General features: G+C 31.7%; 21 protein-coding genes. 13 read left to right on the top strand and 8 right to left on the bottom strand.

Annotated elements, in window-relative coordinates; translation table 11 throughout:
* Position 1 precedes the first annotated feature (1 nt).
* From kamD to kal, 8 genes are read right to left on the bottom strand one after another with little or no spacing between them, the layout of a single operon-like run.
* Positions 2 to 1,558: a lysine 5,6-aminomutase subunit alpha gene (gene kamD / locus EO083_RS05055; protein WP_126993093.1), complete on the bottom strand. Its 1,557-nt coding sequence runs from the start codon at positions 1,556 to 1,558 to the stop codon at positions 2 to 4.
* Positions 1,536 to 2,897: a lysine 5,6-aminomutase reactivase ATPase KamC gene (gene kamC / locus EO083_RS05050; RefSeq protein ID WP_126993092.1), complete on the bottom strand. Its 1,362-nt coding sequence runs from the start codon at positions 2,895 to 2,897 to the stop codon at positions 1,536 to 1,538. Before kamC ends, kamD begins: the two co-directional genes overlap by 23 nt.
* Positions 2,894 to 3,865 (bottom strand): lysine 5,6-aminomutase reactivase subunit KamB, encoded by a 972-nt coding sequence (kamB, locus tag EO083_RS05045; RefSeq protein ID WP_126993091.1) that lies wholly within the window; start codon positions 3,863 to 3,865, stop codon positions 2,894 to 2,896. The genes kamC and kamB overlap by 4 nt, the downstream gene beginning before the upstream one ends.
* Positions 3,862 to 4,272, bottom strand: coding sequence for a MaoC family dehydratase (locus tag EO083_RS05040; protein WP_126993090.1), 411 nt, complete (start codon positions 4,270 to 4,272; stop codon positions 3,862 to 3,864). Before EO083_RS05040 ends, kamB begins: the two co-directional genes overlap by 4 nt.
* On the bottom strand, positions 4,269 to 5,540 hold the full coding sequence (kamA, locus tag EO083_RS05035) for a lysine 2,3-aminomutase (RefSeq protein WP_126993089.1): 1,272 nt from the start codon (positions 5,538 to 5,540) through the stop codon (positions 4,269 to 4,271). The genes EO083_RS05040 and kamA overlap by 4 nt, the downstream gene beginning before the upstream one ends.
* Positions 5,541 to 5,552: 12 nt before the next feature.
* A complete protein-coding gene (kdd, locus tag EO083_RS05030; RefSeq protein ID WP_126993088.1) occupies positions 5,553 to 6,590 on the bottom strand; it encodes an L-erythro-3,5-diaminohexanoate dehydrogenase in 1,038 nt (345 codons plus the stop codon).
* Between the two features lie 4 nt (positions 6,591 to 6,594).
* Positions 6,595 to 7,413, bottom strand: coding sequence for a 3-keto-5-aminohexanoate cleavage enzyme (gene kce / locus EO083_RS05025; RefSeq protein WP_126993087.1), 819 nt, complete (start codon positions 7,411 to 7,413; stop codon positions 6,595 to 6,597).
* A gap of 4 nt (positions 7,414 to 7,417) precedes the next feature.
* Positions 7,418 to 7,801, bottom strand: coding sequence for a 3-aminobutyryl-CoA ammonia lyase (gene kal, locus EO083_RS05020; RefSeq protein ID WP_012579568.1), 384 nt, complete (start codon positions 7,799 to 7,801; stop codon positions 7,418 to 7,420).
* A 248-nt stretch (positions 7,802 to 8,049) separates the two neighbouring features.
* Between kal and EO083_RS05015 the strand changes: the two genes are divergently transcribed.
* The 13 genes from EO083_RS05015 (at position 8,050) to EO083_RS04955 (ending at position 17,859) form a co-directional block, all read left to right on the top strand.
* Positions 8,050 to 8,871, top strand: coding sequence for a peptidoglycan DD-metalloendopeptidase family protein (locus tag EO083_RS05015; protein ID WP_126993086.1), 822 nt, complete (start codon positions 8,050 to 8,052; stop codon positions 8,869 to 8,871).
* 2 nt (positions 8,872 to 8,873) lie between these two features.
* Positions 8,874 to 9,656 carry a 50S ribosomal protein L11 methyltransferase gene (locus EO083_RS05010; RefSeq protein ID WP_126993085.1) on the top strand — a complete coding sequence of 261 codons (783 nt, stop codon included), beginning with the start codon at positions 8,874 to 8,876 and terminating at the stop codon, positions 9,654 to 9,656.
* Entirely contained in the window at positions 9,629 to 10,159 is a 531-nt protein-coding gene (locus tag EO083_RS05005; RefSeq protein ID WP_126993084.1) for a DUF501 domain-containing protein, read from the top strand. The genes EO083_RS05010 and EO083_RS05005 overlap by 28 nt, the downstream gene beginning before the upstream one ends.
* Positions 10,156 to 10,614 carry a 23S rRNA (pseudouridine(1915)-N(3))-methyltransferase RlmH gene (locus tag EO083_RS05000; RefSeq protein ID WP_126993083.1) on the top strand — a complete coding sequence of 153 codons (459 nt, stop codon included), beginning with the start codon at positions 10,156 to 10,158 and terminating at the stop codon, positions 10,612 to 10,614. Before EO083_RS05005 ends, EO083_RS05000 begins: the two co-directional genes overlap by 4 nt.
* A gap of 9 nt (positions 10,615 to 10,623) precedes the next feature.
* Positions 10,624 to 11,202 carry an RdgB/HAM1 family non-canonical purine NTP pyrophosphatase gene (gene rdgB, locus EO083_RS04995; RefSeq protein ID WP_126993082.1) on the top strand — a complete coding sequence of 193 codons (579 nt, stop codon included), beginning with the start codon at positions 10,624 to 10,626 and terminating at the stop codon, positions 11,200 to 11,202.
* Complete coding sequence (locus EO083_RS04990) at positions 11,199 to 11,684, top strand: hypothetical protein (protein WP_126993081.1); 486 nt, start codon at positions 11,199 to 11,201, stop codon at positions 11,682 to 11,684. Before rdgB ends, EO083_RS04990 begins: the two co-directional genes overlap by 4 nt.
* Positions 11,685 to 11,697: 13 nt before the next feature.
* Positions 11,698 to 12,075: a fluoride efflux transporter FluC gene (locus tag EO083_RS04985; protein ID WP_126993080.1), complete on the top strand. Its 378-nt coding sequence runs from the start codon at positions 11,698 to 11,700 to the stop codon at positions 12,073 to 12,075.
* Entirely contained in the window at positions 12,072 to 12,389 is a 318-nt protein-coding gene (locus tag EO083_RS04980) for a DUF190 domain-containing protein (RefSeq protein ID WP_126993079.1), read from the top strand. Before EO083_RS04985 ends, EO083_RS04980 begins: the two co-directional genes overlap by 4 nt.
* Complete coding sequence (locus EO083_RS04975; RefSeq protein ID WP_126993078.1) at positions 12,386 to 13,420, top strand: THUMP domain-containing class I SAM-dependent RNA methyltransferase; 1,035 nt, start codon at positions 12,386 to 12,388, stop codon at positions 13,418 to 13,420. Before EO083_RS04980 ends, EO083_RS04975 begins: the two co-directional genes overlap by 4 nt.
* Before the next feature lie 13 nt (positions 13,421 to 13,433).
* Positions 13,434 to 15,212, top strand: a complete 1,779-nt coding sequence (locus tag EO083_RS04970; RefSeq protein WP_126993077.1) for a TIGR03960 family B12-binding radical SAM protein — start codon at positions 13,434 to 13,436, stop codon at positions 15,210 to 15,212.
* 61 nt (positions 15,213 to 15,273) lie between these two features.
* Positions 15,274 to 15,504 carry a preprotein translocase subunit SecG gene (gene secG, locus EO083_RS04965; protein ID WP_126993076.1) on the top strand — a complete coding sequence of 77 codons (231 nt, stop codon included), beginning with the start codon at positions 15,274 to 15,276 and terminating at the stop codon, positions 15,502 to 15,504.
* A gap of 25 nt (positions 15,505 to 15,529) precedes the next feature.
* Complete coding sequence (gene tyrS, locus EO083_RS04960) at positions 15,530 to 16,726, top strand: tyrosine--tRNA ligase (RefSeq protein WP_126993075.1); 1,197 nt, start codon at positions 15,530 to 15,532, stop codon at positions 16,724 to 16,726.
* 101 nt (positions 16,727 to 16,827) lie between these two features.
* Positions 16,828 to 17,859 (top strand): S-layer homology domain-containing protein, encoded by a 1,032-nt coding sequence (locus EO083_RS04955; protein ID WP_126993074.1) that lies wholly within the window; start codon positions 16,828 to 16,830, stop codon positions 17,857 to 17,859.
* The last annotated feature ends 49 nt before the right edge of the window (positions 17,860 to 17,908 follow it).

The raw sequence follows: 17,908 nt of genomic DNA, 5'->3' as shown, positions 1-17,908 counted from the left end.
TTTAGCACCTTCCTTCTAACATTTTTTCGATAAATGGGTTAATATAATTTTTTCCTTTTAAGAAGACGCCATCGAGCCCTTTTCCACCATCAATTGGTCTTTTTACATTTGCAAATACACCTTTGCTTAGAGCTTTAAACAACCCATCTTCGGCAATTTTTTCCAACAATTCTATTGCTTCATCAAGTACTTGTTTTGCTCTTTTTTGAATAATTCCGTCTTCTTTAAAGTAAATTTCATCACCAATATTTCTCATGTTGTTGAATATATATTTGGCAGTTTCAATGGCAAGGTACCTATCTGACATAAATGGAGTGTGAATAGCTTCTGTAAGCATACCAAGAAGTTGTATTCCTTGCTTGGTCCATATAGATACAACGTTAAACATAGCATCTTGAACGATTCCTTTGAAAATATTTCCAGTCATGTATTTTGTTGGAGGCATGTACTTTAGTGGAGCTTTTGGGAATATTTCTCTGGCCATTTGAGCCTGTGCAAGTTCATATAAAAATCCGTTTTCTATATCCGGATTCATTTCAAATGCATGGCCCAGCCCCATTTGTTCTTCAGGAATTCCTGCCATTAATGCAAGTTGTTCGTTTATAAATTGTGAGGCAAGTACTGTGTGTGCCTCTTCATATGCGTCAGCAGTTGTAAGATAATTATCTTCACCTGTATTTATTATTATTCCTGCAAATCCGTTTATAACCCTTGAAAAGTGTTGATCTATTATCGTTCTTTGCATATTAATATCTCTAAAGAGTATTCCATACAGTGCATCATTCAGCATCATATCTAGTCTTTCAAGTGCACCCATTGCAGCTATTTCTGGCATACAGAGTCCAGAAGCATAATTAACCTGACGTATATACCTTTTAACTTCGTATGAAACCTCATCAAGAGCTTTTCTCATTATTCTAAAGTTTTCTTGGGTTGCATAAGTTCCGCCAAATCCTTCAGTTGTTGGACCATATGGAACATAATCAAGCAAGCTTTGTGCCGTTGAACGTATTACGGCTATAATATCTGCTCCTTGTCTTGCAGCTGCTTGAGCTTGAACAACATCTTCGTATATATTTCCAGTTGCAACTATAACGTAAAGATATGGTTGTTTTCCTTCGCCAATTTCCCTTATCATTCTTTCACGCGTTTCTTTGTTTTCTTTTATTTTATTTATTGTCTGATTTACATAAGGTTCTAGTGTATCAAGAACTTTATCTAAAGAATTCATTTTTAATTTTCCTATATTTAACTTTTCTTCAGCAATTTCTTCAGCAATTTGTTGGGGTGAGAGCCCTGTTTCAATAATTGCGTTGCCAATACAATATGCTGTTCCCAATTCAAGTAATCCGTTTTCTTTTAGATGATCAACTACAACGTTTGGAAGAGGCACGTCTTCAGCATTTACTCCATCAATTCCTAAAAATCTACATATTGTTCTTTCGATTGATGTTGTAGAACGTGGCTCAACAAATTCTTTTACTCCATCAGCGATCTTTTTAGAAAGTTCTCTTGCGTATTCAACTTTTTTAAAATCAAGACCTAATTTGCTTTTCATCAGTTAATACCTCCTCAACTTTAGAAACTATATCATTATCTATTTTTAAAATTTTAAGTATCTTTAAAGCTTCTTTTGGTGGGTTATAAATCTGAACTTCTTCAATTGAATAATCGAAATAGTCCTGAATATCTTTGCTTGGGTCTATTTTTTCAACATCCTTTAGTCCTTTGATTCTTAAATGTCTCATTTTCTTGTCGATAACATTATCAAAATGTGTTGAAATTACGCAGATAACATTTTCTTTGTTGAAAAGATTTGATATAGTTTTTACAATAGCACTACCTTCAGTTGGATTTGTTGTTCTTGCAGGTTCGTCTAAAAGGATAAGTATTTTTTTGCCACTTTTTATTTCATTATATATGTTATTTATTATTTCCATTTCGGCTGCAAAAGAAGAAAGTCCAAGTTTTATATTTTGGAAATCTCCAGAAACAAAGAAAATTTCATCAAAAATTGGAAGTTTAGAAACTTCGGCTGGAACATAGAACCCCATTTGAAACATCATCTGGGATAGTGCAATGGTTCTTAAAAGTACAGTTTTACCTCCCATATTTGCTCCTGTTATTATCTGAGTTCCTGGATTCAAAGTAATATCAATTTTTTGGAATTTTTTTCCTTGCTCATTTAATAAATTTTCAACCTCAGGGTTGAATAATTTTTCATATATTATCTCAAAAGAACTGTTTGTCTGTGGCATTTTTAAGTTTAGCTTTTTTGATAACTCGTACTTAGAAATAGATAAATCAAGAAATGAAATTATTTGAAAATTTTTAAGGAGCTTATTTGAAAATTTATGTAGTTTTTTAGATAGTTGTTCACAAATTTCTCTTTCAATTTCTTTTTCTTTTGAAAGGATTTCAATTAATTTACTTTCATCATTTTCACTTTCTTTTATTTTTCTTATCTCTTTTAGATTTTTATCGTACTCTTCGTATATGTAAAATGTAGGAAGTCTTTCACCGCGTGGATCAAGGATTTCTATAACTTCTTCAATATTTTCCAAATTGAAAATATTGTAAATTCCTAAAGTATTAAGTAATTTAAACAAGTCCTGTGAAAATATTGAAAAAACTTTTATTTGGAAAAGTTCAATTTCATCGAGAGTGCATTCAAAATTTAGCTTTTTAATTGTTTCTTCTATATCTTGAATGTGAGACAGGATTTGTTTGATTTTTTCAATGTTTTTTTCTTCAATGTTATTAAAAACTTCAATTGCTTGAAGACTTTTTTCAATTTCTTCTTTGCTATTCATTATTTTTATGTTTTCAAATGCTTTTTTGCCAAGTGGTGATGAAAAATCTAATTGTTTTCTTATGTAGTCAAAACCTGTATTCATATGCTATCAACCTTTCTGATATTTACCACTGGAATATCAATTTCTTTTGAAATTTTTTCAATTAAAACTTCCTCATTTATTTGATATCCATATGGTGAAGTTGGATTGACAGTAATAAGGCATAGGTTTGGTTTGTTTAATACAAATATGTCCCCCCCAAATTTTTTAAAGAGCTTAAGTGTAGAAGATTTTGCGAAAATTTTTGAAAAATCTTTGACAATTATGTTTAATGTTATATTTTTGTCTATAAGTTTTTTAACAAAGCTATCTGTTAATGCACCTATGATTATTATTTCTTTTACCTCTTTTAATTTATCAAAATTTTCAAAATTTAAAGTACTTTCGCCCAGTAATTTGAGATCTTTTGAGTAAATTCCCTTTTCAAGATTTATATTGTTTAGGTTATTAAGTTTGTATTGTGGAAGATTAATTTTGTAGATTAGATCTATGGTTTTTGATGCGATCTTTTCTACATCAAGACTAACTGCTGCACCTGTTGCAATAACTACCGCATCACTGATTGAAGAACTGCTTATTCTTGAAAGGGCACCATCTATTAGTATCTTTTTTGCACCAAAATTAAATAATTTGTTGTTAATTTCATTTAACCAATCAATTGTAGTAGGCCCGGCAAGAATTATTTTTCCTCTTTCTCTTGCACGGGCTATTATTATTCTTCCAGTAGATGTTCTCCTGTCTGAGACATAAAGAATTTCTGCTGAAAAATTTTTCATTTTAAAATATTTTTCTGTTGTGGCAAAGATTATATTTTTTTCTACAAAAATATTAGGTTTTTTGGTAAAGGTTACCTGATCTTTTTCTTCACCATCAATTCCTATTGAGGTAATTCCCAAAGCATATCTTTTATTAAGATTTTTTAGTAGAAAATTAAATGTTTCAGTTTTTCCTGTGTTTTTTTCAAGCCCAACAATTGCTATAACCTTATATTTGTCAAATGTTTTAATCATAGAAATTTCAATGACACCATAGCCTCCCCTTCTACTGCAAGTTCTCCAGATTCTTTATATATATTTGTTGAAAGTTTTGCTCTCTTTTTATTATCATCTTTTTCTACAGTTTTAATTACTATCTTTATTTTTTCACCAATATAGACTGGTTTTAAAAATTTTGCATTTTGAGACATGTAAATTGTTCCAGGACCTGGAAATTCCATTCCAAGAACTGCAGATATATATCCAAGAAGTAAAATTCCATGAGCAATTCTACCACCAAACACTGAATTTTTTGCGTATTCTTCATCAAGATGTACAGGATTTTTATCTCCAGTTATTTGAGCAAAACTTAAAACATGTTGATCTTCAACAACCTGAAATTTTTCGTATATATCACCGACTTTTAAATCGTAATATTTCACTTTTTTTCACCTCTTTTTTCTTTCCATTTTCTAATTCTTTCATGTCTTTCAAGGTGAGCTGGCTCCATTGAGATTTTTTTGCTATCGTATAATGAAGCAATACCACTTAATTTGTATTTTTCTCTGTATTCACTATCATCGACATCAGTTTCAGTGTCTTCAGGTTCATGATATGCTACGATAACACCTTCATAGTTTCTAAGGATTGCAGTTTTATCAGAGTAAGAAATCAGGTATTCTGGCATTAGGCGGATTTTTCCACCACCTGCGGGAGCATCTACAACGTATGTAGGAACACAAAAACCGGAGGTGTGTCCTATTAAACTTTCAATTATTCTAAGGCCCGTTCCAATAGATGTTCTAAAATGTGAAATTCCCTGTGAAAGATCACACTGGTATAGATAATAAGGCCTTACTCTTATTTTTACAAGTTGGTGTACAAGTTCCATCATGATATATGGACTATCGTTTACTCCACGGAGTAAAACAGATTGATTTCCAAGTGGAATACCAGCATCTGCTAGCATTTCACATGCTCTGGAGCTTTCAGGTGTAATTTCTTTTGGGTGGTTAAAGTGCGTATTGAGCCATATTGGGTGATATTTTTTTAGCATATCAGTTAACTCTTTTGTTACTATTTGTGGAATAACAACGGGAGCTCTCGAACCAATTCTAATAATTTCAACATGCTTTATTTTCCTTAGTTCCTTTAAAATATATTCGAGCATATCAATTCCAGCAAGTAATGCGTCACCACCAGAGAGTAGAACATCCCTAACCTGTGGTGTTTCTCTTATGTATTCAATTGCTGCATCAATTTCTTTTTTTGTTCTTGCTCTATCGTGTTGACCGGCAAATCTTCTTCTGGTGCAGTGTCTACAGTACATTGCGCACATATCAGTTACAAGTAGCAAAACTCTATCAGGATATCTGTGGGTAAGTCCTGGAACAGGAGAATCTTCATCTTCATGAAGAGGATCTACCATATCCCACGGTTTTACTTCGAGCTCTTTTATCGTTGGAACAGCTTGTCTTCTAATAGGACATTTTGGATTATCTGGATCCATTAATGATGCATAATACGGAGTTATTGCCATCCTAAGTGTTTTCAAACTATTTCTTATTCCATTTTCTTCTTCAGGTGTTAAGTTAATTACTTGTTTTAATGTGTCAACATCGGTGATCCTGTTTCTTATTTGCCATTTCCAATCATTCCATTCTTCTTCGCTAACGTTTTTCCAAAGTGGAATTTCTTTGTAATTTCTCATGCAGCTTCCCCCTTAACAATATTTTTCTTCAAAGAGTTTTCTTATTTCTTTTGATTCTCTCAAGATATTTAAGCTTAACTCTGCGTGCCCTTTTGTATATCCATTTCCTATAATCATAGTTACATCTTTTCCAACGCCTTCTGCACCAAGTGCAGCTCTTGTAAATGATGTGGCCATACTAAAGAAATAGATAATTCCTTCATCTTTTGTGATAAGTATCGATGACATCTCAGTTGTTGGAACATTTACGTTGTTTATGGTTACATCTGCAAGTTTTCCACCTGTCACTTTTAAAAATTCGTTGTAAACTTCTACAGGTTTTGTTGCATCTACAACTATTACATCATGGGCTAGATTTAATTTTCTAACCTTTTCAGCGTTTTCTTGAGAATATTCAATTGCTATTACCCTGCCACTACTGCCAACATTTTTCATTGCTTGATAGCAGCACAATAATCCTGATTTACCGCCAGCACCGATTATAGCTACAGTCATACCTTCCTTAACCAGTTTATTTACTTGAGCAGGTGCCCCAGCAACATCTAATACTGCAAGTGCAAGCTTTTCTGGAATATCATCTGGAAGCTTTGCGTATATTCCTGTTTCAAATAAAATTGCTTTTCCTTTTATATCAACCTGATCAGCATCGATCTTAATATTTAGTATTTCGTCAATTTTAAGCGGGGTTAGAGATAGGGAAACTAGTGTAGCTATTTTATCACCGACTTTAAGATCTGTTTTTAAATCGCTTCCTATTTCTTCTACTATTCCGATTAGCATTCCTCCGCTACCTGTTACAGGATTTTGCAGCTTTCCTCTCTCGTTTACTATGGAAAGAATTGTTTTTTTCATACATTCAATATCTTTATTACAAGATTCCTTTATTTGTGTAAAACTTGCAGAGTCGACATTCAATGTTTTTACATCAATTAATATTTCGTTTGTATATATTTCCATTGTATTATCAATTTTTTTTGCTGCCTGTGGTAAAGTACCTTTTGGTTCTATCACTCTGTGAGTTCCATATGGGCATCCTCTTTTATCTATCATTGCTTCACTCCTTTCTTATTCCTAGTATTTTTCTTGCTTCATCTGGCGTTGCTATCTCTCTTCCCAATTCTTTTGCTATTCTTACAATTCTTTCTACTAATTGAGCATTGGACTTTGCAAGTTCTCCTTTTTTATAATAGATATTATCTTCAAACCCAACTCTAACATGACCGCCCATTAAAATTGCATGTACTGCAAGTGGTAATTCATATCTGCCTATTCCAGCAACGCTCCATGTAGAACCAGGTGGTATTTTGGATACGAGATAGACAAGATCTTCAATAGTTCCTGGTATTGCTCCTGGTACCCCCATTACAAAGTCAAAGTGTAAAGGAGGGTTTAGAAGCCCTTTGTCAACAAGTTTTATTGCAGTTTCAATCATCCCTCTTTCAAAAACTTCAATTTCAGGTTTTATATTTCTCTTTTTCATTTCAATTGCAAATTTTTCGATATATTCCATTGGATTTAAAAAGACGTCATTTCCAAAGTTGCATGTTCCGGCACTCAATGTTGCCATTTCTGGATTGGTAAGTAATGGCTGCATTCTTTCTTCAAAAGTATGCCAAGTTGCACCACCTGTAGAAGGCTGGAAAATGATGTTACACTTTTTTTCAATTTTTTCTTTTATTTCTTTATATACTTCATACGATTGAGTTGGAGTTCCATCATCTAATCTTGCGTGAACATGTGCAATTGATGCACCGGCAAGGTAGCATTCATATACCGCATCTGCAATTTCATCGGGAGTGATCGGTAAATTTGGTTGCTTTTCTCTGGTAACTTCTGCGCCGGTAACGGCAACTGTAATTATAAGTTTTTCCATATTCTCACCTTTTCCTTTGCTTTTCTAATGGTACAACACATGTACCACTTGCTTTACACACGATTATAGGTTCTTCTAAAACGTCTGCTGCACTGTCATTAATATCTGGCCTTGCAGTTATAACCTTTTTTGCAACAAAGACCATTTTTCTTGAAGTTCTTCCTACCTCAACTATTTCTCCAGTGACCTCAATAAAGTCACCAGCGTATACGGGTGCTAGAAATTCAATGTTATCGTACGCTCTAAAAAGGCCTTCATCACCGTCATGCCTAATGAGTAATTCAGTTGCTACATCACCAAAAAGTTGCAATATTTTCGCACCGTCAACAAGATTTCCGCCGTAGTGGGCATCTGCCGTGCTCATTCTTACTCTAATGGTTGCAGTCATGAGTATCCCCCTTTTTTATTGCTGTATTCACAGTATGTATATTAACAATTAATTATAAATTTGGCAAAGGTTGTTAATATTTGTTAAAATTGATTAATATTAAATAACTTATTTAACTGTTTTTTTGCGCATTTTTTCGAATGTGCTTTTTTTAACTAAGGTAATTTTATTCTGAGTTTTATCAATTTGTATTTTTTGTAGACTATATGATAAAATAAATTTTGTAAATAGTGAAAGGAGTGTATAAGGTGAATAAAAAAGTTTTAGCAATATTCTTTTTTTTGATAGCTGCAAGTTTATTTGCAAATTATTATATTTTGAATTACTATATTCAACCGGGAGACACTCTTTATTTAATTTCCAAGGAATTTAATGTATCACCTTCGGTTATACTAGATTGGAATGATATTGATCCATATCATCTCAAGGTGGGGCAATCAATAAAGATTCCACAGCCAAATGGAATAATTTATGAAGTAAAACAAGGAGACACATTGTACGATATTTCGCTTCGATTTTTTACAACAGTTGATGCAATCAAAAAGGCTAATAATCTACTAAGTAATTTTATCTACGTTGGGCAGAAATTATTTATACCAATAGATTATGTTGGTGTAGCATTTAACGTATATGATAAAAGTTTTATTTGGCCTGTATATGGAAAGATTTCTTCGACATATGGTTGGCGTGTGCATCCTATATATCATAGAAAATCGTTTCATACTGGTATAGATATAGCAGCCCCAGAGGGAAGTCCAATTTTTTCTGCTACAAATGGAGTAGTAACTCATGCAGGAGAGTATGGTGGATATGGACTGGCAGTAATTGTAAAGTACGGAAACTATGAGATAGTTTATGGCCATATGTCTAAGGTTAGTGTTTATAAAGGGCAAACCGTAAAGAAGGGAGAACTTCTCGGAAGAGTGGGTTCAACAGGAATTAGTACTGGCCCTCACTTGCATTTTGAAGTAAGAATAAATGGAAAACATACAAATCCTGTTGCATTTTTGCCATCTTATGGCAGGATGTACGTTCTCAAAGATCAAGGATTATATTTAGGTGGTGAGTAGATTTGAATAAAGTATTTAACGAATTTGTTTACAAAATTTCTCAAGATCAAATTGAAAAAATTGAAGAGTACTTTTTTGAGAATAATATAAAAAATTATTATTTTTATGAAACAAAAGAAGGTACTTTTTTGGTTTTGGTTTTTGAAGAAAAACAAGAAAATGTTCCTCTGCCATTTAACTTAGAATTTGTTGAAAATAGAACGACAACTTCTGAAGATTGGGTGAAAAATTTAATTACAAAGCCTTTTGAATTCATTGAAGGAGTTTATGTTGATCCAGATCATAACAATGTAGATGGAGAGATAGTTATTAAGATCACCCCAGGGCTTGCATTTGGAACAGGACTTCATGATACAACAAAACTTAGTGCAAAGTTTTTAAAAAAATATTTAAGACCAGGTATGGATGTTTTGGATTTAGGTTGTGGTAGTGCAATATTAAGTATTTTAGCTAAAAAACTTGGAGCTGGTAGAGTTCTTGGAGTGGATAATGATCCTTTAGCTGTTGAAGCAGCAAAAGAAAACGTTGAAAGAAATAATGTTGATGTTGAAATAAGACAATCCGATTTGTTTTCAAACGTTGACGGAAAATTTGACTTGATTGTTTCAAATATAATAGCAGAAATATTAATTGAAGCGTTAAAAGATTTGCCAAAATTTCTAAAAAAAGACGGTATAGTTATTTTATCTGGAATTATTGATTTAAAAATGCCACTTTTCAAAGACTTCAACATAATTGAACATTGGAGGAGCAATGAATGGAATGCTTTAGTGATAAAGATGTAAGAAAAATAGTTGAAAAACAGTTATCGATTAATGCAACAAATTTTTGTAAAGTTGCAAAATTTTGTTCATATGGTTTCCCTCAAGTAATCAAAAGTCTTCCGATAAAAGATGAAAAGCCATTTCCTACTTTGAATTATTTAGTTTGCCCATATCTTATAAAAGAAGTATCTCGCCTTGAGGAAAAGGGCTACATAAAAAAATTTCAAGATGAAATAGAAGCTGATAAAGAGCTTAGAGAAAAATTAGTAAATGCTCACATGAAGGTCATAGAAGAACGGGATAAATTTTTTGAAAGAGACGATTTGAAAAAGTATGAGCAGTGGAGAAATGTTTTAAAAAGTGTTGGAAGTGGTGGTATAAAGGACTTTTCTAAAATAAAATGTTTACATCTTCATCTTGCAGACTTTCTTGCAGGAATTGAAAATCCAATAGGAGAAAAGGTGGCAAGTTTATTAAAATCACTTGAATGTGATGATTCATATTGTAAGAGGTTTTTAGAATGAATGTAGAAATAATTGTTCCTGGAAAGCTTTCTAATCATTTGCAAAACGTTTTTGATTTTTATTTAAAAAAACTAAAGCGTTTTGCAAATTTAACTGTTACGTTTACAAAGCTTGGTGGAGATGTTAATAGAGAATCAAAGCAGGTAATTTTAAGGCGGGAAAAAGATGAAATTTTAAAGAAGGTTAAAAATAGAAAATTTATTTTAATAGATCTTCATGGAAAACAAATGGATAGTATTTCATTTTCAAAATTAGTTGAAAATGAAATGTTATCAGGGGAGATATTGTTTGTTATAGGTGGACCGCTTGGTATAGACGATGAATTAAGAAAGAAAGCAAGTTTAAAAATTTCTTTGTCTAAAATGACCTTTACTCATGAATTTACACTTGTTATACTTTTAGAGCAACTTTTTAGAGCGTTTAAAATTATAAATAATGAAAAATATCATTATTGAGGTGAGAATGTGATTTATGTGGCAACGACAAATGAGCACAAAATTCACGAAATTATGGATATTTTGAGTGATTTTAATGTGGAATTATTAAAATCACCAAAAAAAGTTGATGTTGAAGAAGATGGGAAATCTTTTTTTGAAAATTCAGTGAAAAAAGCTTACTATTATGGAATGGAGTTAAATAACCCTGTAATTTGTGATGATTCAGGACTTGTTATAAATGCTCTAGGTGGAATGCCTGGGGTTGAAAGTGCTAGATTTATGGAAGGCTACAGCTATGAAGAAAAGATGAAAGAACTTTTAAGGCGATTGCAAAATTTTGATGATAAAAGTGCAAGTTTTGTTTGTGTTGCAACATATTTTAACCCAAATAATGGGGTTTTAGTTTCTGCGCAAGGAATAGTAAACGGAACGATTTCCGATAATATAAGAGGTAAATTTGGATTTGGATATGATCCATTCTTTATACCTGAAGGTTATGATAAGACTTTTGGGGAACTTGGAGGAAGTGTAAAAAAGCAAATAAGTCATAGGAGTAGAGCTTTTAGAAAGTTATTTGAATTATTGAAAAAGGTGGGGGAGATTTGAGAATCCTTCTTTCAAATAGTTTTTTAGTGGAAGAATTTGAACCAGACATATGGGTAACTAGTGATTTTGAAAATTTGCAAATTCCATATACTCTCTTTTATAACGGGCAGGCCGTATTTATTTACGACCATTTTAAGTTCGTAGATACTATTTTGAATAATTCAGAAAAAATAATAGACTTTGGATTTTTCAAAGCTGGAATTTTGGTTGGAAGTTCGATATCAGTTGCTGAAAACTACTTAAAAGATGTCGAACTTTTTATAGTTTTTGATAAGACAAACTATACCAGTAAGTTTTTGCTTAGAAAAGCCCAAACTATTGTGGCAAGTGATATTTCAGGTAAGACAATTTTATCTTTGTTTATTTACAAAGATAAAACAAATTATATAAAGACTTTACCAAATGTTGGAATAGTTGATGACAGTATGTCGCATGTTTTGTGGGAAAAGGAATTTAAAGAAAGTAAAAGAGTGGAGATATAAGGAGTTGAAGTAAATGAAAATCTTATACGTTGCATTTGGTGGAGCTTTAGGTGCTGTTTCAAGGTATGTGATTTCAAAGTTTATTAATTCATCTTTTTCATTAAGTTTTGTCCCTTGGGGGACAATTTTTGTAAATGTAGTTGGATCTTTTTTACTTTCTTTTCTGATGTTTTTAAGTATTTCAAAAACAGATATATCGCAATCCTTTATACTATTTTTTGGAACAGGTTTTTTGGGTGCATTTACAACATTTTCAACTTTTGCATATGAATTTTTATCAATATTTTTGACTCAACCATTGAGGGCAACTATTTATTTTATTGCAAATATCTTTTTAGGATTTTTGGCAGCAATGTTGGGTATGTTTTTGGGTAGGGGGAGAGTATTATGAAGTTACTTAGAGTTTATTTGGGAGAAAAAGATTTTGAAAAAGGGATTCCAACTGCTGAATATATAATGAAACTTGCCTATAAGGAAGGAATGAAAGGTGTTACTATATTGAAGGGTATAATGGGATTTGGTAAAAAGAGACATATTCACAGAAGTGATTTTTTTAGCATTTCAGAAGATTTACCTGTGGTTATTGATATAGTTGATGAAGCTGAAAAGATAAATATGTTTGTTGAAAAGTTAAAAGAATTAAATTTTGATGGTCTTATAGTTGAATTTCCTGTGGTTGCCCATTATATGGAGTCAAAAGAATGAAATTAATGGTAACTTGTACTGCAGGGCTTGAAGGTGCAACGGCACTAGAATTAAAAAATTTGGGTTATAAAATTGTAGATTCACAATCAGGAAGGATATACATTGAAGGGGATTTAAAAGATATCCCAAGACTTAATATGTTTCTTAGAACTGCTGAAAGGGTATATATTGTTTTGGTACAAGGTAGAGTTGAAACCTTTGATGAACTTTATAATGTAATTTACTCGGTGAATTGGGAAGAATTTGTTGATGGAAAAGTTTTAATCTCTGATGTGTCTGTAAGAAATTCTAAACTATCTGCAAAAGGCGCTATTATTTCGGTAAGCTATGCAGCAATTAATAAAAAAATTTCAAGAAAAACTAATAATATTTATCCAATCAGGTTAATTATTAAAAACGATATTCTACAAGTTTTACTAGATACTACAGGAAAAGATGCATTAAGTAAAAGAGGATATAGGCTAAAGACTTCAAAGGCTCCATTAAGAGAAACTATAGCTTCTGCTTTGGTTCTCCTTTCAAGATGGGATAAAAAGTCTAGCTTGGTTGATCCATTTTGTGGGAGTGGGACAATTTTAATTGAAGCAGCACTTTATAAAGAAAATGTTCCTCCATCTTTTTTGAGACATTTTGTATCCGAAAAATGGACGATTTTAAAGGACTATTGGCCTGAGAAAAAAAAGTATAAAGTTAATGCGGACAATTTATTTGGATTTGATATTGATAAAGAAGTACTAAAAGTTGCAAAGGAAAATGAAAAAAGAGCAAATATAGACGGTATAATATTTGAAAATTTGGATTTTAATACCTTGAAAAGATTTGAAAATTGTTGGGTTGTAACTAATCCCCCTTATGGCGAAAGATTAAAGAATGATATTGATTTTTCAAAGCTTTGGGATATTTTTATTGATTCAAAAATTTATATACTATCCCCAGACTCAAGCTTTGAAAGGCTTGTTCAAAAAAAGGCAAGGAAAAAAATCAGGTTTCAAAATAGTGGTATATGGGTATGGTTTTATATGTTTTATTGAAGAGGAGGAAAATATGATAAATCGATTTTTACATAATAACCTTTTAAAAGTTCAAAAGCCTGCAAGATACATTGGTGATGAATACAATATTGTAAAAAAGGATCCAAATGGAAAGCTTAGAATTGCACTTTCGTTCCCAGATGTATATGAAGTTGGGATGTCTCATTATGGTCTGGAGGTTTTATACCATTATTTAAACCAATTTCCAAATTTTTATGCCGAAAGAGTGTTTTTGCCTTGGGTTGATATGATTAACTTGATGCAGGAAAAAGATATACCACTTTTTACATTGGAAACAAAAACCCCTGTAAAAGAAATGGATGTACTTGGTGTTTCTTTAGAATATGAACTTGCATTTACCAATGTTTTAAAGCTTTTAGAATTAGCCAATATTTCAATTGAAGCTGAACATAGAAAAAAAGATGATCCAATAGTTGTTGCAGGTGGGCCTGTTGCCTACAATATTGAGCCTATCTCTAAGGTGTTTGATATAGTTTTTATCGGTGATGGAGAGAAAAATTTAAAAGAATTGTTTGAACTTTTATATTACACACGGGGAGAAGATAGAGTAAAGAGATTAGAACAAGCAACAAAAATACAAGGAGTATATGTTCCACTTTTTTACAAGCAACTTGGGAAAAAAGTTGTGCCAATTGGAAACGTTCCAAAAAAAATAAAAAAGAGTGTTATTGAAGATTTAGATAAAGCAATGGTTCCAATAAAACAGATATTGCCAAATGTTCAGAGTATTCATGATAGAGCAGTTATTGAAATTAGTAGAGGTTGTACAAGGGGATGTAGGTTTTGTCATGCTGGGTATGTTTATAGGCCAGTTAGACAAAGAAGTGTTGAAAACATTGTTGAAAATGCAAAAAAAATGTTGAAAGAAACAGGATATGAGGAATTATCTTTTTTATCGCTCTCTGCAATGGATTATACAGCGATAAATCAAATTGTTGATAAAATTATTTCATATTCAATTGAAAATAAAATTTCCATATCTATTCCATCAACACGTGTTGATGCATTAAATATTGAGATTATGTCAAAGATTGCGTCTGTTAGAAAACGTGGAATAACTCTTGCACCAGAAGCAGGTTCTCAGATAATGAGGGATAAGATTAATAAAAATATAAATTTTGAAGATATTTTTAGCAGCGCTAAAAGAGCAAAGGAAGCAGGTTGGAATAGAATAAAATTGTATTTTATGGTAGGTTTTGATGGAGAAAAAGACAGTGACATTGAAGAAATAGGAAGATTGTTGATGGATATTAAGAAACTAAAATATAGGGATATTACAGCCTCAATAAACCTTTTAGTTCCAAAACCGCATACACCAATGCAATTTGCAAAATTGCAAAGTCCAGAATATACTGAACATGTGTTTTCTATTTTGAGAAAATATAGAAAATATGCTAAGATTGATGTTAACGACGGTAAAAAAAGTTTTATTGAGGGATTATTGTCTCGTGGTGATAGAAAATTGTTTGAAGTTATAAAGATAAAGTATAAAAAATCCTATTATGATGAGTGGACTGAGTTTTTTAGTTTTGAAGATTGGATGGAAGCATTTAAAGAAGCAAAAGTAGACTATAATGAATACATAGGACCGTTTACTTTGAAGGATGAATTTGCCTGGGAGCACATAGATAGTGGAGTAACAAAGCATTTTTTGTGGAAAGAGTATAATAAATATTTAAATGGAGATATAACTAAAGATTGTAGATTTGGAGATTGTAGTTTTTGTGGTGTGTGTCAGATTTTAAAGGTGGAAAATAACCTGAAGGTTTGATTTGATAGAAGGTATATGATATAATAAGGCTTAGAAAAAATAATGTTTGGAGGTGCAATTGATGGGTACAGTTATGCTTATTGTTCACGCAATTATTAGTGTAGTTCTAATTTACCTTTCTTTAAAGCAAATGGGAAAATTTGCCGAACTTGGTGGAGCATTTGGTTCAGGTTCAATGAACACTATTTTTGGTAGGGAGAAGGGGCTTGATGCAGAAGGAAAATTAACAGTTTTATTTGGAATATTATTTTTTGTATCAAGCATTTTAACAGCATTTTTTATTTCTAGATAAAAAGTTTTAGAAGGGGGAAGTATCTTTGGATTTTTCAAAGCAACTTGAAATATTAAAGAAGAATGTTGTGGATTTTGTAAGCGAAGAGGAATTAGTTGAAAGGCTTAAAGAAAATAGACCTTTGAGAGTAAAACTCGGAGTAGACCCTTCCAGACCTGATCTTCATTTAGGACATGCTGTTGTTTTAAAAAAATTAAAACAATTTCAAGAATTAGGTCACCACGTAATATTGATTATTGGTGACTTTACTGCTCGTATTGGGGATCCAACAGGAAGGAATTCTACAAGACCGATGCTCTCTGAAGAAGAAGTGAGAAAAAATGCTGAGACATATGCAAAACAGGCGTTTAAGATTTTAGATAAGGAAAAAACTGAAATTAGATTTAATAATGAATGGCTTGGAAAGATGAAGTTTGAAGATGTTGTAAAACTTGCTGGAAAATACACAGTTGCAAGAATGCTTGAAAGAGATGATTTTGCAAAGAGGCTTTCTCAGGGTTATCCTATAAGCATTGCAGAATTTTTGTATCCTCTAGCTCAGGCATATGATTCAGTTGCAATTCAGGCAGATGTGGAACTTGGTGGTACGGATCAGTTGTTTAATCTTCTTGTTGGAAGAAAAATCCAAGAAGAATATGGTCAAAAACCACAGATTGTTATGACGATGCCAATTATTGAAGGAACAGACGGAAAGTTAAAAATGAGTAAAAGCTATGATAACTACATAGCATTTACAGATGAACCAAATGATATGTATGGAAAAGTTATGTCAATACCTGATGAGTTAATTGTTAAATATATGAGATTGATTACTGATATAGAAGAAAGTGAAATAGAGGAATATGAAAAGTTAATGAAAGAAGGAAAAATAAATCCTAGGGATGTTAAAATGAGGCTTGCAAGAGAAATTGTTGCTTTTTTCTATGATAAAGAAAAAGCAAGATTGGCGGAAGAAAATTTTGTAAAAGTATTCAGGCAAAAGGAAATACCAGATGAAATGCCGGAAATTCAAGTTGAACCTGGAGAGTACAATATAGTTGATTTGGTAATAAAAGTCAATAGTAATTATAGCAAAAGTGAAGTAAAAAGGTTAATAAGTCAAGGTGGAGTTTATTTTGATGGAAAAAGAGTTAACGATTTTAAACAAATTGTAAAAGTTGAAAAAGAGCATATTTTAAGGCTTGGTAAGAGAAAGTTCTTTAAGTTGATAACAAAAAATTAATTATTTTGAAAAAAACACTTGAAATTTATTAACTTAACATGATATAATATACTTGCATGTTGAATAAAATGTAACACAAAATAGGAAGGGAGGTTATTTTTATGAAGAAATTGTTAGTTATATTGTCAGTAGTTTTAGTATCAGTTTTTGCATTAGCAGAATTAAAAGATGTGCCAACTAATCATTGGGCTTATGATTCAGTTGTTATGCTCGAGAAAGCGGGGGTTATCACAGGTTATCCAGATGGAACATTTAAAGGTACAAACAACGTTACAAGGTATGAACTTGCAGTATTTTTGGCAAGGACTATGAAATTATTGGAGGAGGATATTCAAAAATTATCCGTAACAGTTGATGTTCATGAAAATGACATTTCAGCACTTTATGATATTGTTGGACAATTAAAGAAGAGCATAGCTCTTATGGCAAAATCAGAAGATGTGGAAGCACTTTCAAAAAGAGTTGATGTTTTAGATAAAGATATTATAAGAATTTATGATAGTTTGACAAAGAAAGCTTCCAAAGAAGATGTTGAGGAAATGTTAAATGGATCTTTAGAATCAGTAAATGGTCAAATCGAATTTTTATACAAAAAGATTACTTTGACTGAGGAAAATGGAAAGAAATACACTGATGAAAAGGTAAACGAATTAGTAGGAAAAGTTTTAAATATTGAAACAAATGTTAACGATGCAATTCCAATGCTTAGAAATTTGGTTTACCAAAATTCAGAAAATATAAAGAATTTGGAATCAAAATTGATTAGATATATAAATGTAAAAGTAAAATCGGTTGATTCAAAGCTAAAAGCATTGGATGAACTAAAACAGATGGCAGAGTTTAATACAGATACATTAAACGGTTTTGCGGCAAAATTAGGTGAAGTAGAATATGCTTTAAGAAAACAAATTGAAGAAACAAACAAACTTGTTGAGGCAAATTCTAAAGAAATAGAAGGTTTAAAAACAAATGTTGAAGAAGTTAAAGCAAGCGTTAACGAAAAAGCATCAAAAACGGAAGTTGAAGGCTTAAGCAAGAAAGTAGATTCTGTAAATACAATGTCAATTTTAGGTCTTGTTGCAGGATTAGTAGGATTGGGACTAGCAATTTATGCTGCTTTTGTAAAACAATAAGGTAAAAAGTAAAATACTTATACTATTATATTAAAGGAGGTAGGAGTTT

The organism is Thermosipho globiformans (assembly GCF_003990895.1).
Classification (GTDB): Bacteria; Thermotogota; Thermotogae; order Thermotogales; family Fervidobacteriaceae; genus Thermosipho; species Thermosipho japonicus.
Note: the sequence above shows the minus strand (reverse complement) of the source record. Positions and strands in the feature narration are given on the sequence as shown.